This is a genomic window from Lysobacter sp., from assembly GCF_035655815.1.
Lineage (GTDB): Bacteria > Pseudomonadota > Gammaproteobacteria > Xanthomonadales > Xanthomonadaceae > Lysobacter_J.
The window spans coordinates 1-22,547 of sequence record NZ_DASRTS010000019.1; the positions used below are offsets into that span (position 1 = coordinate 1).

Genomic DNA, 22,547 nt, shown 5'->3' on the forward strand with positions numbered 1-22,547 from the left:
CGGGCCGCTGGCCACCGGGACGATTGCCGCCCGGACGCGCGGGCTTCGGACCGCGCGGCTTGTCGCCGTAGGGATTGAAGCTGCCCGGGTTGGCGTGATCGGACGGGAAGCTCGGTGCGTTGCCCGGGTGGCCGTACGGCCGCGAGCTACGCTGGCCCTGGCCTTGGCTCTGACCACCGCCGCCGCCCCTGCGTTGTTCGCCGAAGCCGCTGCGGCCTTCACCGCCGAAACCACCTTCGCGACGCTGACCGCCCGCACCACCGCCCGGACGGCCGCCGGCACCGGGACGTCCACCGCCGCCGGGCTTGCTGCCGTAAGGCTTGCGCGGGCCGCGCGCGCCATCGGGATTGCGGTGACCGCTCGGACCGGTGTCGACGCCGTCCGGCACATACCAGGTGCGGAACGCGGCGGGATTGCCTTCCGGCAACGGCTTCGGGCCTTTTTCCTTGCGCTGCTTGAACGGCTTGTTGCCGGCCTTGGCAGCGGCCTCACCGCTGACCGTGAGGCCGCCGTGCTTGCGCGGGCCGCCGCGGCCACGGCCGCGGTCCTCGCGCACGTGGTCGAAGCGGCGCAATTCGCGGCCTTCGTCGGCGGTGTTGTGGCCGCCCACGTAACCGTGCGCGCGGCTCTTGCCGGTCAGGTCGATGGTGGCCTTGGTCGCTTTGCGCTGGCCGATGACCGGCTGCAGCGTCAACGCCGACGGCGTGCCGTCTTCCAGGCCCAGCTTGCCGCGCAGCGATTCGACGGCGTCGGAGGTCAGTTCCCGCGACTGTCCGCGCAGCAGTTCGCGCGGCAGCGAAACCTCGCCATAGCGGATGCGCTTGAGGCGGCTCACCTGGCAGCCCTGCGATTCCCACAGCCGGCGCACTTCGCGGTTGCGGCCTTCCTTCACCACGACGCGGAACCAGTCGTGCGAGTCGGTGCCGCCGATGCGCTCGATCTCGTCGAACTTGGCCGGGCCGTCTTCCAGCGCGACGCCGCGCGCGAGGCGATCGACGATGTTGTCCGGCACGGTCTCCTGGCCTTCAGGAGCGCGCACGCGGCAGACGTACTCGCGCTCGACCTCGAAGGAGGGATGCATCAGCGCGTTGGCCAGCTCGCCGTCGGTGGTGAGCAGCAGCAGGCCGGTGGTGTTGATGTCGAGGCGGCCGATGGCGATCCAGCGCGCGCCCTTGAGCGCGGGCAGCGCCTCGAACACGGTCGGACGACCCTCGGGATCCTCGCGCGTGGTCACTTCGCCTTCGGGCTTGTTGTACATCAGCACGCGGGACGGATCGGTCAGCGCGCTGGCGACGAACTGGCGGCCATCGAGCTCGATCTTGTCGCCGCTCTTGACGCTCATGCCCACCTGCGCGGTCTCGCCGTTAACCTTGACCAGGCCGTCGGCGATGCGCTGTTCCAGCGCGCGGCGCGAGCCCAGGCCGGCCTGCGCCAGCACCTTGTGCAGCCGTTCTTCCAGGCGGGGCGCTTCGGCGGTCGTGTCGACGGCGCGCTTGAGGGTGAGCTTGCGGCTCTTTTCTTCAGTCATTTTTGTGTTGCTCCGACTCGGCCAGTTCGGCCTCGTCCTCATCCGGAACGGTCGTCGTCTCGACGGCGTGGGTGTCTTGCTCGTGATCGTTCGCGTCCGCCGCGCGCTCGCCCGGCGCGGCATCGGGGTCGCCCTGCAGGGCGTATTCGGTTTCGTCGAGGTCGAGGTCGGTCACCTCGTCGTCGACGGGAATCTCGTCGTTGGTCTCGTCGTCGGCCGGCTCGTCCACCAGAGCCACCGACGCTTCAGTGTCAGGCTCCATATCTGCTTCCACGTCGGCGTCGCCATCGGCATTCGCGTCGCTGGCGCCCTCGCTGGACGCGGAAACCTCGCCGGCTGGCTCGTCGGACGTCTCCTGCTCGCCCGTGTTCCCCGCGTCGGTCGCATCGGCCTGACCTTCGGCTTCGGCCGTCCCAGCGGCGGCTTCACCGCCTTCCACATTGGAGGCATCGCCTGCGCCGACGCCGCCTGCGGCGATCGGCGCGTTCTCGAACTGCAGTTGCGGTTCCAGTTCGCCGATGTCCTTCAGCTCCGACAGCGGCGGCAGTTCGTCCAGGCGCTTGAGGCCGAAATAGTCGAGGAAGGCGCGGGTGGTGCCGAACAGGGCCGGCTTGCCCGGCACGTCGCGATGCCCGACGACGCGGATCCATTCGCGCTCTTCCAGCGCCTTGATGATGTTGCTGTTGACCGCCACGCCGCGCACCTGTTCGATCTCGCCGCGCGTGATCGGCTGGCGATAGGCGATCAGGGCCAGCGTTTCGAGCGTGGCGCGCGTGTAGCGCGTCTGGCGCTCGGTCCACAGCCGCGCCACCCAGGGATGCACGTCGGCCTTCACCTGGAAGCGGAAACCGGAGGCCACTTCCACCAGTTCTACGCCGCGGTCCTCGCAGCCCTCGCGCAGCGACTGCAGCGCCTGTTCGACGCTGTCCGGCGGCGCCGGCTGATCCTCGGGGAACAGCGCGTGCAGCTGCGCCAGCGTCAGCGGCTGGTTGGCGGCCAGCAGCGCGGCTTCGACGATGCGGGTGATCAGTTGTTGGTCCATGTATCAGGGGCCAGAGGTCAGGGGCCAGGGGCCAGTAGAAACGTGTCTTTCGGGGCTGGGGCCGTGAGGAACTGCGGTGGGAGCCACTGGCCTCCGGCCTCTGGTCCCTGGCCTTCGATGGCATCAGCCATCGTTCGCGGCCGGCTCGTCGAACTCGCTGCTCAGTTCGATCTCTTCCCCTTCCTTGAGCAGCGCGAGCGACTTCACGTAGATCGGTGCGAACGGTGCCTCCTGCACGATCTCCACCAGTTGCTCCTTGGCCAGCGTCAGCAGGCCCAGGAACGTCACCACCACGCCAAGCTTGCCTTCCTCGGCCGTGAAGAGCGTCTCGAAGCGGTGGAACGCCCCGTCTTTCATGCGCTCCAGCAGTTCGCCCATGCGCTGGCGGACGCTGAGGGCATCGCGCTTGATCGCGTGCTGGGTGAACAGCTCGGCGCGCTTGAGCACGTCGTGCAACGCCAGCAGCATCTCCTTCAGGTCCACCGGCGGCGGCAGCTTGACCGACGCCCGGTCCGGGACGAAGGCCTGCACCGGCGCGGTATCGCGGTCCTGGCGGGGCAGGGAGTCGATGTCCTCAGCCGCCTTCTTGAAACGCTCGTACTCCTGCAGGCGGCGGACCAGTTCGGCGCGCGGATCCTCTTCCTCGCCTTCCTCGTTCGGCGCGCGCGGCAGCAGCATGCGCGACTTGATCTCGGCCAGCATGGCGGCCATGACCAGGTAGTCGGCGGCTAGTTCGAAGCGCATCTCGTGCATGGCCTGGATGTACTCGACGTACTGGCGGGTGATGTCCGCCACGGGGATGTCGAGGATGTCCAGGTTCTGCCGGCGGATCAGGTACAGCAGCAGGTCGAGCGGTCCTTCGAACGCCTCGAGGATCACCTCCAGCGCATCCGGCGGGATGTACAGGTCCTGCGGGATCTGCAGCACCGGCTGCCCATGCACCACCGCCAGCGGCATTTCCTGCTGCTGCGGCGAGGCAGGGGCCGGGGCGGGCACGGGTTGCGGATCGCTCGCGTCGGCTGCGCGTTCTTCGGTCATTCGGGACCGGCCCCTCCGGGCCGTCGGCACTGCTAATCGCTTCGGTGCTGGCGGCCTTCGGCCACCGGGGATGCAACGGACTGCATGAAAGGTCGTGCCTGGCCCAACGGCTACGGCCAGCGCGTCACGCGGGGGCGTGGCGGCGGAAACGTAGGGTTTGCGGGCGCGTGGACCGTCGGGGGCAGCGGAGCACTTGGTGCGAGTGGCGACGGAGTGGGGAGCCTGTCGCGACGGGCCGCTGCGGCCGGTCTTGGGCGTGAAGGCAAGGGTACGGCCTCGCCCCGGCCGTGTCCAGCCACGTCGCCGACTACAATTCATGCAACCCGACGCAGGAAGGACGCACCGATTCCATGTGGTACGTGATCGAAGGTTATGACGGCCAGGACGTGCTGGCCCGCCGTCTGCAGGCCCGCCCCGAGCATCTGGCGCGCCTGACCGCGCTGCGCGACGAAGGCCGGCTGCTGCTGGCCGGGCCGTGCCCGGCCATCGATGCGGAAGATCCGGGCCCGGCGGGTTTCAGCGGCAGCGTGGTGATCGCCGAATTCGACTCGCTGCAGGCGGCCCGCGACTGGGCCGATGCCGACCCCTATGTCGCCGCCGGCGTTTATCAGCGCGTGGAGGTCCGGCCGTTCCGCAAGGTGCTGCCGTGAGCGTGGGGCCTTTGCCCCGCGAGCAGCGCGTCGAAGCGATACGCGCGGCGTTGCAGGCGACGCTGTCACCGCAGTCGCTGGAGATCGAGGACGAGAGCCATCGCCATGCCGGGCACGCCGGCGCGGCCGACGGGCGAGGCCACTTCCGGGTGGACGTGGTCAGCGACGCGTTCGCCGGCCTCAGTCCGATCGCGCGCCATCGCGCGATCTATGCGGCGCTGGGCGAGCTCATGACGACCGACATCCACGCCTTGGCGATCCGCGCCCGCACGCCCAGGGAGGCGGCTTGAGCGGCGCCGTACGCTCCGGGATTTCATGTGGCGCTGCAGCATCAGCGCGGGCGAAACCGGTGCCTGCGTCCGCTTTTGCGGTGTTCGCCCGCGGTTTCGTAACGCTGGCTTTACACTTGAATTTGAAAACGATTACAGTCCGCGCGCATTGTCCGCGGAGGGCGGTGGAAGCTTGGCCAGCGTAACCATCAAAGACGTCGCGCGCGTGGCCCAGGTCTCGGTGGCCACCGTTTCACGGGCACTCAATGGCCACGGCAACGTCGCCGAGGAGGTCCGCAACCGCGTGCTGGCGGCGGCTCAGGAGTTGCGTTACACCCCGCACGCGGCCGCGCGCAGCCTCAGCAGCCGGCGCACCCAGACGCTTGGCGTGGTCCTGCCGGATCTGTATGGCGAGTTCTTTTCCGAACTGATGCGCGGCATCGACCAGATTGCCCGCGCGCAGCGCCTGCATCTGCTCGTATCCAGTTATCACGGCAATCCGGAAGAGCAGGGCGCCGCCCTGCGCGCGATGCGAGGACGCGTCGACGGGCTGCTGGTGATGTCGCCGTTCGTCACCGCGCCCACCTTGCTGAGCGAACACCTGGAGCCCTCGCTGCCGGCGGTGCTCATCAATAGTCAGGCCGGGCTGGACGGCACGGCCGTGCTCGGCGTGGACAACCACGGCGGTGCGATGGCGATGGTCGAACACCTGGTCGCCAGCGGCCATCGGCGCATCGCGTTCATCGCCGGGCCGCAGGACAACTTCGACGCGCATGAACGCCTGCGCGGTTATCGCGAAGCGTTGCAGCGGCTGTTGCCCGGCGCGCAGGAATGGGTGCTGCCGGGCGACTTCGACGAAGCCTCAGGCCACCGCGCCGGACGCGAGTTGCTGGAAGCCTCGCCGCGCCCCGATGCAGTGTTCGCCGCCAACGACATGATGGCGCTGGGCTGCCTCTTTGCTTTCGCCCAGGCCGGCGTACGCGTGCCCGCCGATATCGCGCTCGCGGGGTTCGACGACATCCCGCTGGCGCGCTACGTGCACCCTGCGCTCACGACCATTCGCGTCAACATCGCGGAACTCGGTGCACGCGCGGCCCGGCTGCTCATCGCCAAGGTGGCGGGCGAGGCCACGAACGAGTCCTCCGTCCTGACGACGGAACTGATCGTGCGCGAGTCCAGCGGCGAGGCAACCCGTCCACCGTCCTAGAGAACTTGGGAGGTCCGGCCGTACCCGGTGCTCACGGCCCTTTGTGTGTGTTCGATGTAAACGATTCCACGTGGTTCACGATGCTTTTGGAGAGAGGAAGCATATGAAGTACCAGTCGAGATTCCCCCGTCCGACACCCCACCTGCTGTCCTGCGCGTTGGCCAGTTGTCTTGCCTTCGCGCCGGCCGCGATGGCGCAAAGCACCGGTGCGACGGTCCGCGGCCAGGTCATCGTAGATTCGGCACCAGCGACCGAGGCGCAGGTCACCGCGACCAACGTCGCCACCGGCCTGACCCGACGCGTGCAGGCGGTCAACGGCACGTACAACGTCGCCGGCCTGCCGCCGGGGGCGTACCGCATCGACGCGGTCGCCGGCGGCCAGACCACCACGCGCACGGTAACCCTGCAGGTGGGCCAGACCGCGACGCTCGATCTGTCGGCCGGTGGCGTCGCCGAGACCGGACCGGTCGAAGGCGCGACCGACATCGACGCGGTCACGGTCACCAGCGAACTGGTCGCCGAGACCAAGACGTCGGAGATCGCGACCTACGTCACCAACAAGCAGATCGAATCGCTGCCGCAGGGCACGCGCAACTTCCTTGCGTTTGCAGACCTGGCGCCGGGCGTGGCGTTCGAGACGGGCAATGAAGGCTCCACTCGCATCAAGTCCGGCGCGCAGAACGCCAATGGTATCAACGTCTACATCGACGGCGTGGGCCAGAAGGACTACGTGCTTCGCGGCGGCATCAGCGGCCAGGATTCCAGCCGTGGCAATCCGTTCCCGCAGTCGGCGATCGGCGAATACAAGGTCATCACCCAGAACTACAAGGCCGAATACGACCAGCTGAGCAGCGCCGCGATCGTCGCCACCACGCGATCGGGCACCAACGATTTCGAAGGCAGCTTCTTCTGGGACTACACCTCCACCGACTGGCGCACGCCGACGGTGTTCGAGGAGCGCGCCGACGACAAGGTCCAGACGAAGGAGGAGCAGTACGGCGCCACCTTCGGCGGCCCGATCCTGCGCGATCGCGCACACTTCTTCCTCTCGTATGAAGCCAAGGAATACGAGTCGCCGCGTACGCTCGATCCGGGTCGTGGATACGAGATCGCGGATTTCCCGCCCGCGCTGCAGCTGGAAGCAGGCTCCGGCCTGTTCAATGCGCCGTTCAAGGAAGACCTGTACTTCGGCAAGGTCGACTGGCTGATCGGTGAGAACCACTATTTCGAACTCAGCGGCAAGTATCGCGACGAGGAGGAGCTCACCAACACCGGTGGGCAGAATCTGCCGAGCTACGCGACCAACAAGCTCAACGAGGAAACGCGCGTCGACCTGCGGTATCAGTTCACCAATGGGCCGTGGCTCAACGATGCCCACCTGACCTTCGAGGATTCGAAGTACAACCCGAGTCCATTCACCTCGGGCATCGCGTACATCCTCAGCGATCGCAGCGACAACGGTGACGCGGACTTCAACAACGTCATCGTGCGTAGCGGCGGCGGTTCCGACTTCCAGGACAAGGGACAGAAGGGTTGGGGCTTCCAGGATGACCTGACCTACACGGGTTTCCAGGGCCATACCCTGAAGATGGGCATCAAGTACAAGGACGTCGACGTCAACGCGACCGAGCGCCAGCCGTATTACCCGCAGTTCACCTATGACATCGAAGGCAGCCTGACCCAGCCGATCCATGTGAGGTTCGGCACCGCCTTGCCGGGGGTAGGCGACGGTTCTGCTTCGTCCGCAAACAAGCAGTACGGCATCTACTTCCAGGACGACTGGGAGGTCAACGACAAGCTGATCCTCAATCTCGGCTTGCGTTACGACTACGAGGAAAGTCCGACCTTTCTCGACTACGTGACGCCTGCCGACGTGGCAGCTGCCTTGCGCGGGTCAACGGCGATCAACAATCCCAACTCGGGCATCAACGTCGAGCGTTACATCAGCAATGGGAACAACCGCAAGGCGTTCAAGGACGCGTGGCAGCCACGACTGGGGTTCTCGTATGACCTCAACGCCGACCAGCAGCACGTGATCTACGGCGGCGCGGGCCGCGCGTACGACCGCAACCTGTTCGACTGGCTGCAGCTGGAAATCACCAAGTCGACATTCCCGACGACCGACATCGATTTCCGCCGCGCGGATGGTACCTGCCCGCGTCCTGCTGCCGGCACGCCCTGCGTCGACTGGGATCCGGCGTACTTCGATCCGGCAGTGTTGCAGACGCTGGCGTCGCAGACGGGCGTCGGTCGCGAAGTCTTCATGCTCGACAACAACCTGAAGACGCCGTACTCCGACCAGTTCAGCTTGGGCATGCGCAACCAGATCGGCGACTGGCTCACCGACGTGACCATCTCGCGCGTGGAGAGCCACGACGGCTTCGTGTTCCTGCTGGGCAACCGCTTGGCGGACGGAAGCTTCTTCCGCCCGGGCTTCAGCTGGGGGCCGCCGTGGAGCCAGGGATTCGCGCCGTTCGGCAACCTCATCCTGGGAACCAATGGCCTGGAGACCAAGACCAACTCGCTGTACCTCAAGGCAGAAAAGCCGTACACGGCCGAGTCGGGCTGGGGCGTGACCATTGCTTACACCTACATGGATGCGCAGGAAATGCGCGAGTCGCCGGAAGTCTTCTCGCTCGACTATCCGACGGTGCAAGCGCTTGGCTGGCACGACGCCGAGGTGCCGGACCATCGTCTGGTGGCGACCGGCATCTACGACGGCCCGTGGGGTTTGACGCTGTCGGCCAAGCTGACCGTCACCTCGCAGCCGCCTCGCTACTTCACCAATTGCGTCAACGTCGACCGGGCAGACAACTGCTTCATCGATCAGTACGAACCCGATGGCACGTGGGGCTACCGGCAGTTCGACATTGCCGCGATGAAGGAGTTCGACACCGGGGCCGGTTTCCGCATGTGGGTTCGCGGAGACGTGCTCAACGTGTTCGACTGGGCCAACTACAACTCGTACGAGGATTTCCCGGGAGGCTTCAACAATCCCAATCCGCGTTTCGGCATCCCGCTCGCGCAGGCGCTGCCAACCCGTACGTTCAAGCTGTCCTTGGGCTTCAACTTCTGACCCGTGTCGCCGGCCGCCGACCTCGTCGCGGCGGCCGGCGGCAACGTGGTGTGTTTTCACTCGATGACGATATGGCGTGGTGATGTTCGAGATGGTTCGACGCAGTTGGGGGGCTGCATCGCTGCTGGCGGTGCTCGTGTTCGTTTCCGGGTGCAGGCAGCAGAGCGAGCCGGCCTCGCAGACGTATCCGATCGCATCGGCGCCGCCGGTGCAGGTGGAGCCGTTGAAGCAGACCAAGCTTGAGCTGCCGCCGCTGTTCCGCGACATCGAGAAGCGGACGTTCCAGTTCTTCTGGGACACGACCAACGAGGTCAACGGCCTCACGCCGGACCGCTATCCGTCGCGGCCGTTCGCGTCCATCGCGTCGGTGGGTTTCGCGCTGACCGCGTATCCCATCGGCATCGAGAATGGCTGGGTGAGCCGCCGCCAGGCGGTGGACCGCACGCTGACCACGCTGAAGTTCTTCCGCGACATCGATTCCGGGCCGGAGCCGACGGGGAAGGGCGCGCACAACGGCTTCTACTACCACTTCCTGCACATGGACACGGGCCATCGCTACCAGAGCTGGGTCGAGCTCTCCAGCGTGGACACGGCCCTGCTGATGATGGGCGTACTGTTTGCCCAGAGTTACTACGACCGCGACGACCCGCGCGAGAAGCAGATCCGCGACATCGCCGACGAACTCTATCGACGCGTCGACTGGACCTGGCTGCAGAAGAACAAGCCGCTCATCTCGATGGGCTGGTTCCCGGAGAGCGGCATCATCCAGCACGACTGGACCGGCTACAACGAAGCGATGATGCTTTACGTCCTCGCACTGGGCTCGCCGACGCATCCGGTGGGGCCGGAGGCCTGGCAGGTGTGGACGCGCACGTACAACGATTCCTGGGGCGTGTACCAGGGCGAGGAGTTCCTGGCATTCGGTCCGCTGTTCGGCCACCAGTACAGCCACGTGTGGATCGACTTCCGCGGCATCCAGGACGACTACATGCGCGAGCGCGGCATCGATTATTTCGAGAACAGCCGTCGCGCGGCCTATGCGCAACGCGCCTATGCCATCGCCAACCCGATGAAGTGGAAGGACTACGGGCCCGAGGTCTGGGGTCTGACCGCCAGCGACGGCCCGCAGCAGACGTTGCAGGAATTCCGCGGCGAGCAGCGCCAGTTCCGCCACTACTCAGCGCGCGGCGCGGGCCTGCGCGACACCTTCGACGACGGCACCATCGCGCCGACCGCGGCGATCGCCTCGCTGCCGTTCGCGCCGGAGATCGTGATCCCGTCCACCGTGGCGCTGCACGACCGTTACGGAGAATTCCTGTATTCCAGCTACGGGTTCCTGGATTCGTTCAATCGCAGCTTCAACTACGACATTCCGCTGAAGACGGGGCGTCTGGTGCCGGGCGAGGGCTGGGTGGCGAGCGACTACATCGGCATCGACCAGGGGCCGATCCTGGCGATGATCAGCAACTACCGCAACGAGTTCGTCTGGAACGTGATGAAGCGGAACAAGTACATCCGCGACGGACTGGCGAAAGCCGGCTTCACCGGCGGCTGGCTGGAGCCAAAGAAGGAAGGCGAGGCCGCCTCGACGCAACCCAAGCCGCAGACGCAGGCGGAGAAGGATGCCGCCTCGGCGCGCGCGTTGGGCGAGGCCGAATCGCGGGCGATCCGCGCCTCGCAGTCGCCACGGCCGGCGCCCCAACCGCAGCAGAAGCCGAGGTAAGGCGGTGGCGTGGATCCGCATGCCGCCACGGCCTGGTTCGCGCGCGATGCGTGTCCTGCGGGCATGCGTCGTCCTGCTGGTGCTGGCGTGGCTGGCCGGATGCGCGAAACGCGAAGACAGCCGCGAGGTGGTGCGCTTCTGGGCGATGGGTTCGGAAGGCGAAATCGTCCGCCAGCTCATCCCGGAGTTCGAGCGGCGAAACCCCGATATCCGCGTAGATGTGCAGCAACTGCCGTGGACGGCCGCGCACGAGAAGCTGCTCACGGCGTTTGCCGGCGAATCGCTACCGGACGTCTGCGCGCTGGGCAATACGTGGATCCCGGAATTCGCGCTGCTGGGCGCACTGGCGCCGCTGGACGCGCACCTGCAGGCCACGCCGGCGGTGCAACCGCAGGACTACTTCCGCGGCGCGTGGGAGTCGGGCGAGCTCGACGGCAAGGTCTACGCCGTGCCGTGGTACGTGGAGACGCGCCTGCCGTTCTACCGCACCGACATCCTGCGCGAGGCCGGCATCGCGCAGCCGCCGCGCGACTGGGCGCAATGGCGTACGGCGTTGGCCGCGGTGAAGCAGCACGTGGGGCCGCAGCGCTACGCGATCCTGCTGCCGCTCAACGAATTCGAACCACTGTTGAACCTGGCGATCCAGCAACCCGATCCGCTGCTGCGTGACGACGGCCGTTACGGCAACTTCCGCAGCGAGGGCTTCAAGCGGGCCCTGTCGTTCTACAAGGAAATGTTCGATCGGGGCTGGGCGCCGCCGGTCAGCAACAACCAGATTTCCAACGTCTGGGACGAGTTCGGTCGCGGCTATTTCAGCTTCTACGTCTCCGGCCCCTGGAACATCGCGGAGTTCCGCAAGCGCCTGCCGCCGGATGTCGCCGACTCGTGGATGACGATGCCGCTGCCGGGCCCCGAAGGCCCGGGCGCCTCGATCGCCGGCGGCACCAGCTTCGTGATCTTCCAGTCGTCGCAACGCAAGGACGCGGCGTGGAAGCTCATCGCGTACCTGTCCGAGCCGGAGGTGCAGACGCGCTTCCACGCGCTGACCGGCGACCTGCCGCCGCGCCGCAGCGCCTGGACCGGCGATGCGCTCAGGCGCGATCCGTATGCCGGCGCGTTCCGCGAGCAGTTGGAGCGCGCGCGCGCGGCGCCCAAGGTGCCGGAGTGGGAGCGCATCGCGCAGGAGATGCGCATCGTCGGCGAGCAGATGGTAGGTGGGCGTTACGACGTCGAGCAGGCCGCGGCCGAACTGGACCGCCGGACCGATGCGATCCTGGAGAAGCGCCGCTGGATGCTCGACCACCACACCATCGGGGCCGCGCCGTGATCCGCGCCTCCACCGCCGGCTGGATGTTCGCCGCGCCCGCGCTGGCGGTGATCGGGTTGTTCTTCGGCGTGCCGGTGATCGCGGCCTTCGGGCTGAGCCTCACCGACTTCGACATCTACGCGCTGGCCGATCTGTCCAACCTGCGCTTCGTGGGCCTGCACAACTACCTTGCGCTGCTGCAGAACGCGCTGTTCTGGAAGGCGCTGGGCAACACGATGTACTTCGTCGTGGTGGGCGTGCCGCTGTCCATCGCGGTATCGCTGGGCGCCGCGCTGCTGCTGCATTCAAGACTTGGCTCGTTCAAGCCGTTCTTCCGCACCGCTTACTTCGCGCCGGTGGTGACCACGGTGGTCGCGGTGGCGGTGATCTGGCGCTACCTGTTCCACACGCGCTACGGGCTGGTGAACTGGGGACTGTCGTGGGTCGGCATCGACCCCGTCGACTGGCTCGGCGATCCGACCTGGGCCATGCCGACGATCATCCTGTTCGCCGTGTGGAAGAACTTCGGCTACAACATGATCATCTTCCTCGCCGGCCTGCAGTCCATTCCCGAGGACCTGTACGAGGCCGCGCGCATCGACGGCGCCACGCCGTCGCGGCAGTTCTGGCACGTGACGCTGCCGATGCTGGGTCCGGTGCTGCTGATGGTCGGCATCATCACGCTGTCGGGCTATTTCCAACTGTTCGCCGAGCCTTACGTGATGACGCGCGGCGGGCCCATGCAGAGCACGGTGAGCGTGCTGTACCTGATGTACGAGGAAGGCTTCATGTGGTGGAACCTGGGCAACGCGTCGGCCGTCGCCTTCCTGTTGTTCGTGCTGATGATCGTCGCGACCAGCGGGCTGATGTGGTTCGCGCGTCGCAGTGGAGCGGAAGGATGAACGCCCGCCTGGCCCGCGCCATCGTCAATGGCCTGATGATCGCCCTGGCGGTGGTCAGCATCGCGCCGTTGCTGTGGATGCTGGCGGTCTCGTTCATGCAGCCGGGCGAGGCGAGCAGTTTCCCGCCACCGCTGTGGCCGGCCGCGCCGACGCTGCACAACTACCATGAGCTGTTCGCTCGGGCGGGCATGGGCCGCTATCTGCTCAACAGCTTCCTGATCGCCAGCGCCAGCACGCTGATCGCGCTGCTGCTCAACACGATGGCCGGCTATGCCTTCGCCAAGCTGAAGTTCGCGGGCCGCGAACGCGTGTTCCGCACGCTGCTGGCGGCGCTGGTGATCCCGGCGCAGGTCACGATGATGCCGCTGTTCCTGATGCTCAAGCAGCTGGGGCTCGTGAACACGTACGCCGGCGCGGTGGTGCCCTTGATGGCCAGCGTGTTCGGCATCTTCCTGGTGCGCCAGTACGCGCGGTCCATTCCGGACGAACTGCTGGAGGCCGCGCGCATCGACGGTGCGGGCGAGGTCCGCATCTTCTTCCAGATCGTGCTGCCGGTGCTCAAGCCGATCCTGGTGACGCTGGCGATCTTCGTGTTCCTGGGCGCGTGGAACGACTTCATGTGGCCGCTGATCGTGCTCAGCGACAACAGCCACTTCACCCTGCCGGTCGCGCTGGCTTCGCTTTCGCGCGAACACGTGCAGGACAACGAGCTGATGATGGCCGGATCGGTGGTGACGGTGTTGCCGGTGCTGATCCTGTTCCTGGTGCTGCAGCGCTACTACCTGCAGGGCCTGCTGGTCGGGAGCGTGAAAGGGTGAGTTTGACGTGGTCTGTTTGCGAAGTGCGTAACGGTGCTGCTTCTTCGAGCAGGAAGGCGTTGCCTGTTGGAACTGGTGTTCTCACTGCGTTCGGCAGCGTCGCGCTGCTGCTGGCGGGGAACGCGTCGGCGCAGGGCAAGACGGAAGTGCTCGATACGTTCGAGGACGCGCGCGCCTGGACGGTAGTGACGTCCGACCAGGTGAGCGGTTCCCTGCGTACGGTCGACGGCGTCGCCGGCAAGGCGATCTGCCTGGATTACGACTTCAACGGCGTGTCGGGCTATGCCGGGCTAACCCGCGAGATCCCGGTGGACTACCCGTCCAACTACGCGTTCTCGTTCCAGCTGCGTGGCGATTCGCCGCGCAACGACCTGCAGTTCAAGCTGGCCGACGAGAGCGGCGACAACGTGTGGTGGGTCAACAAGCCGCGCTACGACTTTCCGGCACGGTGGACGCCGGTCGTATACAAGGCGCGCCACATCAGCCGCGCGTGGGGCCCGGCGAAAGATCCGACGCTGCGGCACAGTCGCCGGGTCGAGTTCACCATCTACAACAGCGCGGGCGGCAAGGGCGCGGTCTGCTTCGACCAGCTCACGTTCCAGGCGCTGCCGCCGCCGGACACCTCGCCGCTGACGGGAGCGGCCACGGCCACGTCGGCGTTGCCGCAGGGCGCCGCGATGCTTGCGGTCGATGGCCGGCGCGATACCGCGTGGCAGGCGACGTTCGATCCCGCTCGGCCGCCGCAATTCACCCTGGATCTGCGCAAGCAGCGCGAATTCGGTGGCGTGGTGTTGCGCTGGCGCGACGGCCACGCCGCCAGCGACTACCGCATCGAGTTGTCCGACGAGGGCAGGCAGTGGCGCATCGCGCGTGAAGTGAGCGGCGCCGATGGCGGCAACGATTACATCGCACTGCCGGAATCGGAGGCGCGTTACCTGCGTCTCACGCCGCTCAAGGCAGGCACGTCGAACATCGCCCTGGCCGAGTTCGAGGTGAAGCCGCTGGATTTCGCGGCCACGCCCAACGACTTCGTCCGTTCGGTGGCGAGGGAAGCGCCGCGCGGGACGTATCCGCGCGGCTTCAGCGGCGAGCAGCCCTACTGGACCATCCTGGGCATCGATGGTGGCGACGAGCAGGGTCTGATCGGCGAGGACGGCGCCATCGAGGTCGCGAAGGGTGGCTTCAGCCTGGAACCGTTCGTGCTCATCGACGGCAGGGTGCTCGACTGGGCCGGCGCGAAGATCACGCAGTCGCTGCAGGACGGTTACCTGCCGATACCGTCGGTGCATTGGGAACACCCGCAGCTGCGCCTGGACGTCACCGGCTTCGCGCAGGGCACGCGCGCGCAGTCGCAACTGGTGGGCCGCTACCGGCTGACCAATCCGACGGCGCAGCCGCGCGAGTACGTGCTGCGCCTCAAGGTGCGGCCGTTGCAGGTGAATCCGCCCACGCAGTTCCTCAACACCGTCGGTGGCGTCAGCCCGATCCATTCGCTGCGCGTTACGGGCGATGGCGTCGAGGTGGACGGCCGGCCGCGCATGTCGCTCTCGCGCAAGGCGGATGCGTGGTACGCGACTGCGTTCGATGGGCAGGATGCTGCAACGCCGAGTCGTACCGATCTTGCCATTGAGGATTCGACGGGACTGGCGAGCGGTGCGCTGGACTATCGCGTGACGCTGGCACCGGGCGAATCGTTCGAGGTGGACTGGATCGCGCCGATGACGGGGGCAACGCCACGGCCGCTGGCGGCGAACGATGCCGAAGCCATGCAGCAGGCGGTGGCCGCGCAGTGGCGCGACAAGCTCGACCGCGTGCAGTTGCGCGTGCCGGAGCAGGGCCAGCATGTGGTGAACACGCTGCGCACCGCGCTGGCGCACATGCTGATCAGCCGCATCGGCCCACGCCTGCAGCCGGGTACGCGCTCGTATTCGCGCGCGTGGATCCGCGACGGCGCGATGATCGGTGAAGGCCTGCTGCGCATGGGCCGCGAGGACGTGGCCGAGGAATTCCTGCGCTGGTACGCGCCGTACCAGTTCGACAACGGCAAGGTGCCGTGCTGCGTGGACGATCGCGGCAGCGATCCGGTGCCCGAGAACGACAGTCACGGCGAACTGGTCTTCACCATCGCCGAGGTGTACCGCTACACGCGCGATCGCGAACTCCTCGAGTCCATGTGGCCGCACGTGGTCGGCGCCGTCGCCTACATGGACAAGCTGCGCCTGAGCGAGCGCACGCAGGAGAACCGCGCGCGCGACCCGGCCTTCTACGGGATGATGCCGGCCTCGATCAGCCACGAAGGCTATTCGGCCAAGCCGATGCATTCGTATTGGGACAACTTCTGGGCGCTGCGCGGCTACAAGGACGCCGTGGAGATCGCGCAGTGGCTGGGCAAGGACGAGGACGCGAAGCGCTTTGCCGCGTCGCGCGACCAGTTCCGCGACGATCTGTACGCCTCGCTGAAGGCCGCCACGCAGAAGCACGGCATCGACTTCCTGCCGGGTGCCGCCGAACTGGGCGACTTCGACGCGACGTCCACCACCATCGCGCTGGCGCCGGGCGGCGAACAGGGGCGCCTGCCGCAGGACCTGCTGGTCAACACGTTCGAACGCTACTGGCGTGAATTCGTCGCGCGACGCGACGGCACGCGCGAGTGGAAGGACTACACGCCATACGAACTGCGCACCATCGGCACCTTCGTCCGGCTCGGCTGGCGCGATCGCGCGCACGAGGCGCTGGACTTCTTCTTCGCCGACCAGCAGCCACGCAGCTGGAACCAATGGGCCGAGGTCGTCTCGCGCACGCCGCGCAAACCGTTCTTCGTCGGCGACCTGCCGCATGCGTGGGTGGGCTCGGACTACGTGCGTTCGGCCCTGGACCTGTTTGCCTACACGCGCGACCTTGACGATGCACTGGTCGTCGCCGCGGGCATTCCGGCGGACTGGCTGGCGGGCGAGGGCGTGCGCGTGGCCAACCTGCGCACGCCGTACGGCCCGCTGGGCTATTCGCTGAAGGAGGACGGGCGCGGGCTGGAACTGCGCCTGTCGGCCGACACCGCCGTGCCGCCGGGCGGCGTCGTGTTCACCTGGCCGTACCCGACGCCGCCGGGCGAGACGCGTATCGACGGGCGCCCGGCGCGCTGGAACGATGGCGAGCTGCGCATTGACCGCCCCGGCGCGGTCGTGCAGGTGCGCATGCGCTGACCTGCAGCGTGTCCAGCGCGCGTTGACGCGCTCTGGACCGCCACTGGGGCAAGTTCGGCCATCTGTAGCCGGGAAACGGTGCCAGTGGGACGGCAGATCCAACGCGCCGCATCGATGTCCGAGCTTGAGCGCCAGCACGCGCTGGACCGCCTCCACATCGTCGATACGCTGCCGGAGACGGTGTACGACGATCTGGCCTGCGTGGCGGCGCGCGTGTGCGACACGCCCATCGCGCTGTTGTCGCTGATCGACCGCGAGCGCCAGTGGTTCAAGGCGCGCGTCGGGTTGGGCGACCACGAGACGCCCCGCAGCGTCGCGGTATGCGAACAGGCCATCCGCAAGCCAGGCCAGCTGATGGAGGTGCGCGACCTGGCGCACGACCTGCGCTTTGCCTCGTTTCCCGGCGTGGCCGGCGAGCTGCACGCACGCTTCTACGCCGGCATGCCGCTGGTGACGAGCGAAGGCCACGCCGTCGGCACGCTGTGCGTGGTGGATCGCCAGCCGCGCACGCTCACCCACACGCAACGCGCCTCGCTGGCCTCGCTCGCCCGCATCGCCATGGCGCTGCTGGAAGGGCACGCCCGCAGGCACCAGGAAGAAGTGGCGAAGGCGCTCAAGGCGAACGCCGAAGCGCCGCACGCGCGTTCGCGCACGCTGCCAGCACTCGAGCCGGAAAAGCCCAAGGCGCCGATCTACCGCGTCGTGATCCTCGAAGTGCAGCGTTTCGCGAACGCGGTGGAGCGCATGGGCGAGCGCACCGTCGAGAAGCTGCTGCAGTCGCTGGACGAGACCTTCGACGCCTGCCTGCGCCATGAGCTGGGCGACCGGATCAACCGGGTGACGTCCAGCCCGGAGTTCGTCGCCGTGGTGAGCGGCGACGACGGCGAGGCCCGGGTGGAGGCGCTGCGTCGCGCCGCGGCCGCCGAATCGGGACGCGGCGGCCTGGTGGTGCTGGTCGGCAGCGCCGTTGCGACGTCACCCGAGGAACCGATGGAAGCGGTGTTCCTGCGCGCCGACGAAGACCTGAGCCGGCAAAAGGACCTGGCGCCGCGATCGGGCTGATGGGCGCCAGACGCGACTGAAGCGACGCGCTACTGCTTCTTCTGTGCGGCCGCCAGCGCCCGCGCCTTGACCGTGCTGCCCGGCGAAAGCAGCGCATTGGGCGCCAGCACGACGGTGTCGTTGGCGTTGAGGCCGCCGAGGATTTCGATCTCGTTGCCGAGATTGCGGCCCAGCGTGACGTCGCGGAAATCCAGCCGATCGCCCTTGAGCGCGGCGACCTGCGCGCCGCCGGCACGCTGGATCACGCTGGACACCGGCAGCACCACGGCCGGCGCGGCGCGCGGCAGGCGCAGGCTGACCGTGCCGACCATGCCCGCGGGAATGCGGCTGTCGGGATTGGGCAGACGCAATTCGGTACGCATCACGCCGGCATCGCGCGAGATGGCCTGCGCACTGCGCACCACCTGCGCCTTGAACACCTGGCCCGGCAGTTCGGGGAAGGACACTTCGCCTTCCACGCCCGAGCGCACCTGCAGTGCGACGTGCTGCGGCACGTCCACCACCACCCGCAGCGGGTCGAGCGCGTTGATCTCGAACATCGGCTGCGCGCTGGCGGCATCGCCGACCACGCGGTCGCCGCGTTCGACATTGCGCGCCACCACTACGCCGTCGAACGGCGCGCGCACCGTCTGGAAGCCCTGGCGCTCGCGTGCGGCGGCCAGGCGCGCCTCGGCGGCGCCGCGTGCGGCGACGGCGACGTCGTAGTTCGCCTTGCGGTCGCTGTAGAGCTCCTTGGAGATCGCACCGGAGCCGATCAGCACCTGCGCACGGTCGTAGTTCACCTTGGCCAGTTCCTGGTCGGCTTTCGCCTGTGCGAGCACGGCCTGCGCCTCGCGCACGGCCTGGTCGGCCTCCGGTGCGGAGATCACCGCCAGCACCTGGCCGGCCTGCACCTTGTCGCCCAGGTCCGCGCGGCGTTCGCTAACGAAGCCGGTCGCGCGGGGATAGAGCTGCGCGGATTCGCCTGCCATCGCACGCGCCGGCAAGCGCAGTTCGAACGCGGGATCGGCTGCCTTGGCCTGCACGGTGAGCACTTCGGGAATCGCCTGCGCTGGCGTGGTTTCCGCGGCGCTGCGGCTGCACGCGGCGAGCGCGAGGGCGATGGACGCGGCCAGCGCCGCGTGTGCGCCGATGCGGACGAAACGGGGGAGGGATGGGGTCATGGCGTGGCTCCAGCCGGTGCACCTGCAGTGCCGGCATCGGGGTCGGAATGCGGATCGGAAGTGGATTCGTCGGGCAGTGCGGCGTGGCGCGCGGCGGCCGGCATGCGGCGGCCGAGCACAGCCAGGATCGACGGCACCAGGAGCAGCGTCGCCGGCGTACCGAACAGCAGGCCGCCGATCACCGCGCGTCCCAACGGCGCGTTCTGTTCGCCGCCTTCGCCCAGGCCCAGCGCCATCGGGATGATGCCCAGCACCATCGCGCTGGCCGTCATCAGCACGGGCCGCAGTCGCACGGCGGCCGACTCGTAGGCCGCCAGCTCCGGGTCGTGGCCCTGCGCGACCAACCCGCGCGCGAAACTGGTGACCAGCACGCTGTTGGCCGTGGATACGCCGATCACCATCATCACGCCCATCAGCGCTGGCACGCTCAGCGGCGTGCCGGTGACGAACAGGCCGATGGCCGCGCCGGCGATCGCGATGGGCAGGCCGGACATCGCCACCAGCGGCTGGATCCACGACTGGAAGTTCACCACCAGCACGAGGAACACCAGCGCCGCCGACATCAGCAGACCACCGGCCAGTTCGCCGTAGGCGCTCTGCATCTCGCCGGCCTGGCCGACGATCTCGATGCGGTTGCCGGGCTTCAGGCGGCTTTCGAGCGAACGCGTGATGCCGGTGAGCTCGTCGTACACCGAGCCCAGGTCGGTGCCTTCGACGTTGGCCAGCACGCTGATGGTCGGCGCGAGCGTGGTGCGCGCCAGGCTGGCCGGCACATTGCGTGGCGTGACGGTGGCGATGTTGCGCAGCAGGACGGCCTGGCCATCGTTGCCGATGCGCAGCGGGGCATTGAGCAGCGCATCGATGCTGGTCATGTTCGGCGGCGGCGCCTGCACCTGCACGGTGTAGGCCAGCGCGTTGACGGTGTCGGTCCAGTACACCGGCGACACCGTGCCGGCCGATCCCAGCACGGCCAGTACCGCGCGGCTGGCCTGCTGTGCATCCAGGCCGAGCTGTGCGGCGCGCGTGCGGTCGATGTGCACCTGGTACTCGGGCAGGTCCAGTACCTGGCGCAGCGCGACGTCGACCGCCCCGGGCACCTGGCCCAGGCGCGTCTCGATTTCCCGCGCCAGCGCCAGATTGCCCGGGACGTCGCGTCCGATCAGGCGCACCTCGAAGGCGGCCGCGGCCGAGCCGGCCAGCGTGCGGCTGGTCGCATCGGGCGGACGCTCAAACACCTTCACGTCGGGGAACTTCTCCGCGATGCGATGGCGGATCTGCGAGAGGTACTCGTGGCTGGGGCCATGCGGCGTCTTAAGCTGCAGCATCACTTCGGCTTCGAACGAGCCGACCACCGCGCTGTCCACCAGCGACAGGTTGACCGGATCGGGTACGCCGATCTGCTCGTAGACGGTCTGCAATTCGCCGGCGGGAATGATGCGACGGATCTCGCGCTGGATCTCGGTGACGCGCGCGGCGGTTTCCTCCAGGCGCGTGCCCGACGGGAAACGCACCTGAAAGCGCAGCTGCCCCGCGTCCACCTGCGGGAAGTACTCGCGCCCCAGCATGGCCGCCGAGACGCCGCCCAGCGCGACCACCAGCAACGCGCTGATCGCCAGCACGCCGCCGTGGTGGCCCAGCTTCACCAGCAGCGCGTGATGCCTTTCGCGCAGCGAATCGAGGCGATGTTCGACCGTGTGGCTGACCTTGAGCAGCAGCTTCTCGGCCTTCCAGCGCGGGTTCTCGCGGCTGCGGATGTCGGCCGGCAGCAGCAGGTAGCACAGCACCGGGATGAGGGTTCGTGACAGCAGGAACGAAGCCAGCATCGCGAAGATCACGGCCAGCGCCAGCGGAGTGAACACCCATGCCGACAGTCCCGTCATCAGCAGGATGGGCGTGAGCACGATGCAGATGGCGATGGTCGAGACCATCTCGGGGAAGACCACTTCCCGCGCGCTGTCGATGATCGCCGTGCGCACATCCTTGCCCATTGCGATGTTGCGGTTGGTGTTCTCAACGTCCACAACCGCGTTGTCGACCAGGATGCCGATGGCCAGCGCCAGGCCGCCCAGCGTCATCACGTTGAACGTGTAGCCCAGCAGGCTGAGCATCGCGACGGAGGCCAACAGTGCCAGCGGAATGGCGGACAGCACGATCAGGCTGGATCGCCACGAGCCGATGAACACCAGCACCACCAGTGCGACCAGCAGGCCGACCAGGATGGCCTCGTGGCGGATCGAACCGATCGCGTTGTCGACGAACACCGACTGGTCGAAGATCGGCTGGATGCGCGTACCCGGCGGCGCCGAGGCCTCGATCTCCGGCAGGCGTTCGCGCACCGAGCGCACCAGTTCCACCGCGGACGCGTTGCCGAGCTTGATGAGGGCGACCGCCACCGCGCTGGAGCCGTCCATGCGGGCGACGTTGGTCTGCAACGCGCCACCGTCGCGCACGGAGGCGACGTCGCGCACGTACACCAGCGTGCCGTTGCGCGAGGCCACCGGAATGTCCAGGAACTCCGCCGCGGTCGCCGGACTGGTGTCCAGCGAGATCTGCATCTCGCGCGCGTTCTCGCGGATCGAACCGGAGGGCAGGGTGGGGCTGCCGCGTTCCAGTGCGGTGGTGACGTCCGCCGGCGTGAGGCCGTAGGTTTGCAGTGCGGCGGGATCCAGGTCCACCATGATCTGCCGCGCCGCGCCGCCGTAGGGCAGCGACATGCGGATGCCGGGGATGGTCTGGATCTGCGAGCGCAACTGCAGGCGCGCGTAATCGTACAGCTGCGCCTCGGTCATGGAATCCGACGACAGCACCAGCATCAGCACCGGCGTCGAGGACACGTTGTTGCGGATCACCAGCGGCGGTGAAGTGCCCGGCGGCATGCGTCGCAGGATGGTCTGCGAGACCGAGGTGATCTGGCCCAGCGCACGGTCGATGCTCACCGTGGGCTGGAAGTCGATGCGCACGATGCTGGCGCCGTTGATCGTCTCCGACCGCACTTCCTTGAGGTCGTCGACGGTGTTCATGATCGCGACCTCGGAGAACGAGGTCAGCTTGGCCGCCATGTCCGCGGCGGGCAGGCCGTTGTAGGTCCACACCAGGTTGACTGACGGAATACCGACCTCGGGCAGGATGTCCGTCGGCATGCGCCGCGCGGCCAGCGTGCCGAACAGCAGGATCAGGATCGCGAGCACGCCGATGGTGTATCGGCGGCTCAGGGCGTACTGGACAATCCACATCGGTGTGCGTCCGGCGGGGGAATGAGGGGGCGCGGCATGGCCGTCCTCCACCATGCGACGACACCGTCGTGACACGACGGTTTCGCGGACGGCGTGGGGCGGTGGTGCTTCCGTGCGACCGGGCCAGCGAGGCCGTCTGATGGGCTGCGCTGCACCGCGTTCCGACGCGTGGGGGTTCGTCCGCGGCGGATGCGATTACGTTAGGTCTCCGGCGCCCCGCGGCGATAGTCCATTGCTGCTTGATAATTGCCTGATCCTGCAATTCGGCCGGATCGGCAACATGACCAATGGCCTAGACGCCATAATCCGCAAGGCCTCCAGCCAGTCCGC

The 22,547-nt window shown here is 67.6% G+C and carries 15 protein-coding genes; 10 read left to right on the top strand and 5 right to left on the bottom strand.

Going from position 1 to position 22,547, the window contains the following annotated elements; all coding sequences use genetic code 11:
- From VFE83_RS04650 to VFE83_RS04660, 3 genes are all read right to left on the bottom strand, one after another.
- Nucleotides 1-1,528, bottom strand: a 1,528-nt coding sequence (locus tag VFE83_RS04650) for a pseudouridine synthase (protein WP_324903719.1), incomplete at its 3' end; no start/stop codon positions are given.
- Entirely contained in the window at nucleotides 1,521-2,570 is a 1,050-nt protein-coding gene (scpB, locus tag VFE83_RS04655) for an SMC-Scp complex subunit ScpB (protein WP_324903720.1), read from the bottom strand. The genes VFE83_RS04650 and scpB, both read right to left, overlap by 8 nt.
- Nucleotides 2,571-2,693: 123 nt before the next feature.
- Nucleotides 2,694-3,608 (bottom strand): ScpA family protein, encoded by a 915-nt coding sequence (locus VFE83_RS04660; RefSeq protein WP_324903721.1) that lies wholly within the window; start codon nucleotides 3,606-3,608, stop codon nucleotides 2,694-2,696.
- 350 nt (nucleotides 3,609-3,958) lie between these two features.
- Here VFE83_RS04660 and VFE83_RS04665 point away from each other — a divergent pair, with 350 nt between their 5' ends.
- The 10 genes from VFE83_RS04665 (at nucleotide 3,959) to VFE83_RS04710 (ending at nucleotide 17,821) form a co-directional block, all read left to right on the top strand.
- Nucleotides 3,959-4,258 (top strand): YciI family protein, encoded by a 300-nt coding sequence (locus tag VFE83_RS04665; RefSeq protein WP_324903741.1) that lies wholly within the window; start codon nucleotides 3,959-3,961, stop codon nucleotides 4,256-4,258.
- Between the two features lie 2 nt (nucleotides 4,259-4,260).
- The gene (locus tag VFE83_RS04670) at nucleotides 4,261-4,548 is read left to right on the top strand and encodes a BolA family protein (protein ID WP_324903742.1); all 288 of its coding nucleotides are present in this window, start codon (nucleotides 4,261-4,263) and stop codon (nucleotides 4,546-4,548) included.
- A gap of 172 nt (nucleotides 4,549-4,720) precedes the next feature.
- On the top strand, nucleotides 4,721-5,734 hold the full coding sequence (locus tag VFE83_RS04675; protein ID WP_324903722.1) for a LacI family DNA-binding transcriptional regulator: 1,014 nt from the start codon (nucleotides 4,721-4,723) through the stop codon (nucleotides 5,732-5,734).
- A 103-nt stretch (nucleotides 5,735-5,837) separates the two neighbouring features.
- Nucleotides 5,838-8,810 carry a TonB-dependent receptor gene (locus VFE83_RS04680; protein ID WP_324903723.1) on the top strand — a complete coding sequence of 991 codons (2,973 nt, stop codon included), beginning with the start codon at nucleotides 5,838-5,840 and terminating at the stop codon, nucleotides 8,808-8,810.
- An 82-nt stretch (nucleotides 8,811-8,892) separates the two neighbouring features.
- Nucleotides 8,893-10,533 (top strand): glucoamylase family protein, encoded by a 1,641-nt coding sequence (locus VFE83_RS04685; RefSeq protein WP_324903724.1) that lies wholly within the window; start codon nucleotides 8,893-8,895, stop codon nucleotides 10,531-10,533.
- Nucleotides 10,534-10,579: 46 nt separating this feature from the next.
- Entirely contained in the window at nucleotides 10,580-11,860 is a 1,281-nt protein-coding gene (locus tag VFE83_RS04690) for a sugar ABC transporter substrate-binding protein (protein ID WP_324903725.1), read from the top strand.
- A 23-nt stretch (nucleotides 11,861-11,883) separates the two neighbouring features.
- Nucleotides 11,884-12,741: a sugar ABC transporter permease gene (locus tag VFE83_RS04695; RefSeq protein ID WP_324903743.1), complete on the top strand. Its 858-nt coding sequence runs from the start codon at nucleotides 11,884-11,886 to the stop codon at nucleotides 12,739-12,741.
- The gene (locus tag VFE83_RS04700) at nucleotides 12,738-13,559 is read left to right on the top strand and encodes a carbohydrate ABC transporter permease (RefSeq protein WP_324903726.1); all 822 of its coding nucleotides are present in this window, start codon (nucleotides 12,738-12,740) and stop codon (nucleotides 13,557-13,559) included. Before VFE83_RS04695 ends, VFE83_RS04700 begins: the two co-directional genes overlap by 4 nt.
- A 59-nt stretch (nucleotides 13,560-13,618) precedes the next feature.
- Nucleotides 13,619-16,759 (top strand): discoidin domain-containing protein, encoded by a 3,141-nt coding sequence (locus tag VFE83_RS04705; RefSeq protein ID WP_414674689.1) that lies wholly within the window; start codon nucleotides 13,619-13,621, stop codon nucleotides 16,757-16,759.
- 114 nt (nucleotides 16,760-16,873) lie between these two features.
- On the top strand, nucleotides 16,874-17,821 hold the full coding sequence (locus tag VFE83_RS04710; protein WP_324903727.1) for a GAF domain-containing protein: 948 nt from the start codon (nucleotides 16,874-16,876) through the stop codon (nucleotides 17,819-17,821).
- 29 nt (nucleotides 17,822-17,850) lie between these two features.
- On the opposite strand, the gene VFE83_RS04715 is transcribed toward VFE83_RS04710, so the two are convergent.
- Together VFE83_RS04715 and VFE83_RS04720 are read right to left on the bottom strand one after the other, a co-directional pair.
- On the bottom strand, nucleotides 17,851-18,984 hold the full coding sequence (locus tag VFE83_RS04715; protein WP_324903728.1) for an efflux RND transporter periplasmic adaptor subunit: 1,134 nt from the start codon (nucleotides 18,982-18,984) through the stop codon (nucleotides 17,851-17,853).
- Entirely contained in the window at nucleotides 18,981-22,217 is a 3,237-nt protein-coding gene (locus VFE83_RS04720) for an efflux RND transporter permease subunit (RefSeq protein ID WP_324903729.1), read from the bottom strand. Before VFE83_RS04720 ends, VFE83_RS04715 begins: the two co-directional genes overlap by 4 nt.
- Nucleotides 22,218-22,547: the final 330 nt, after the last annotated feature.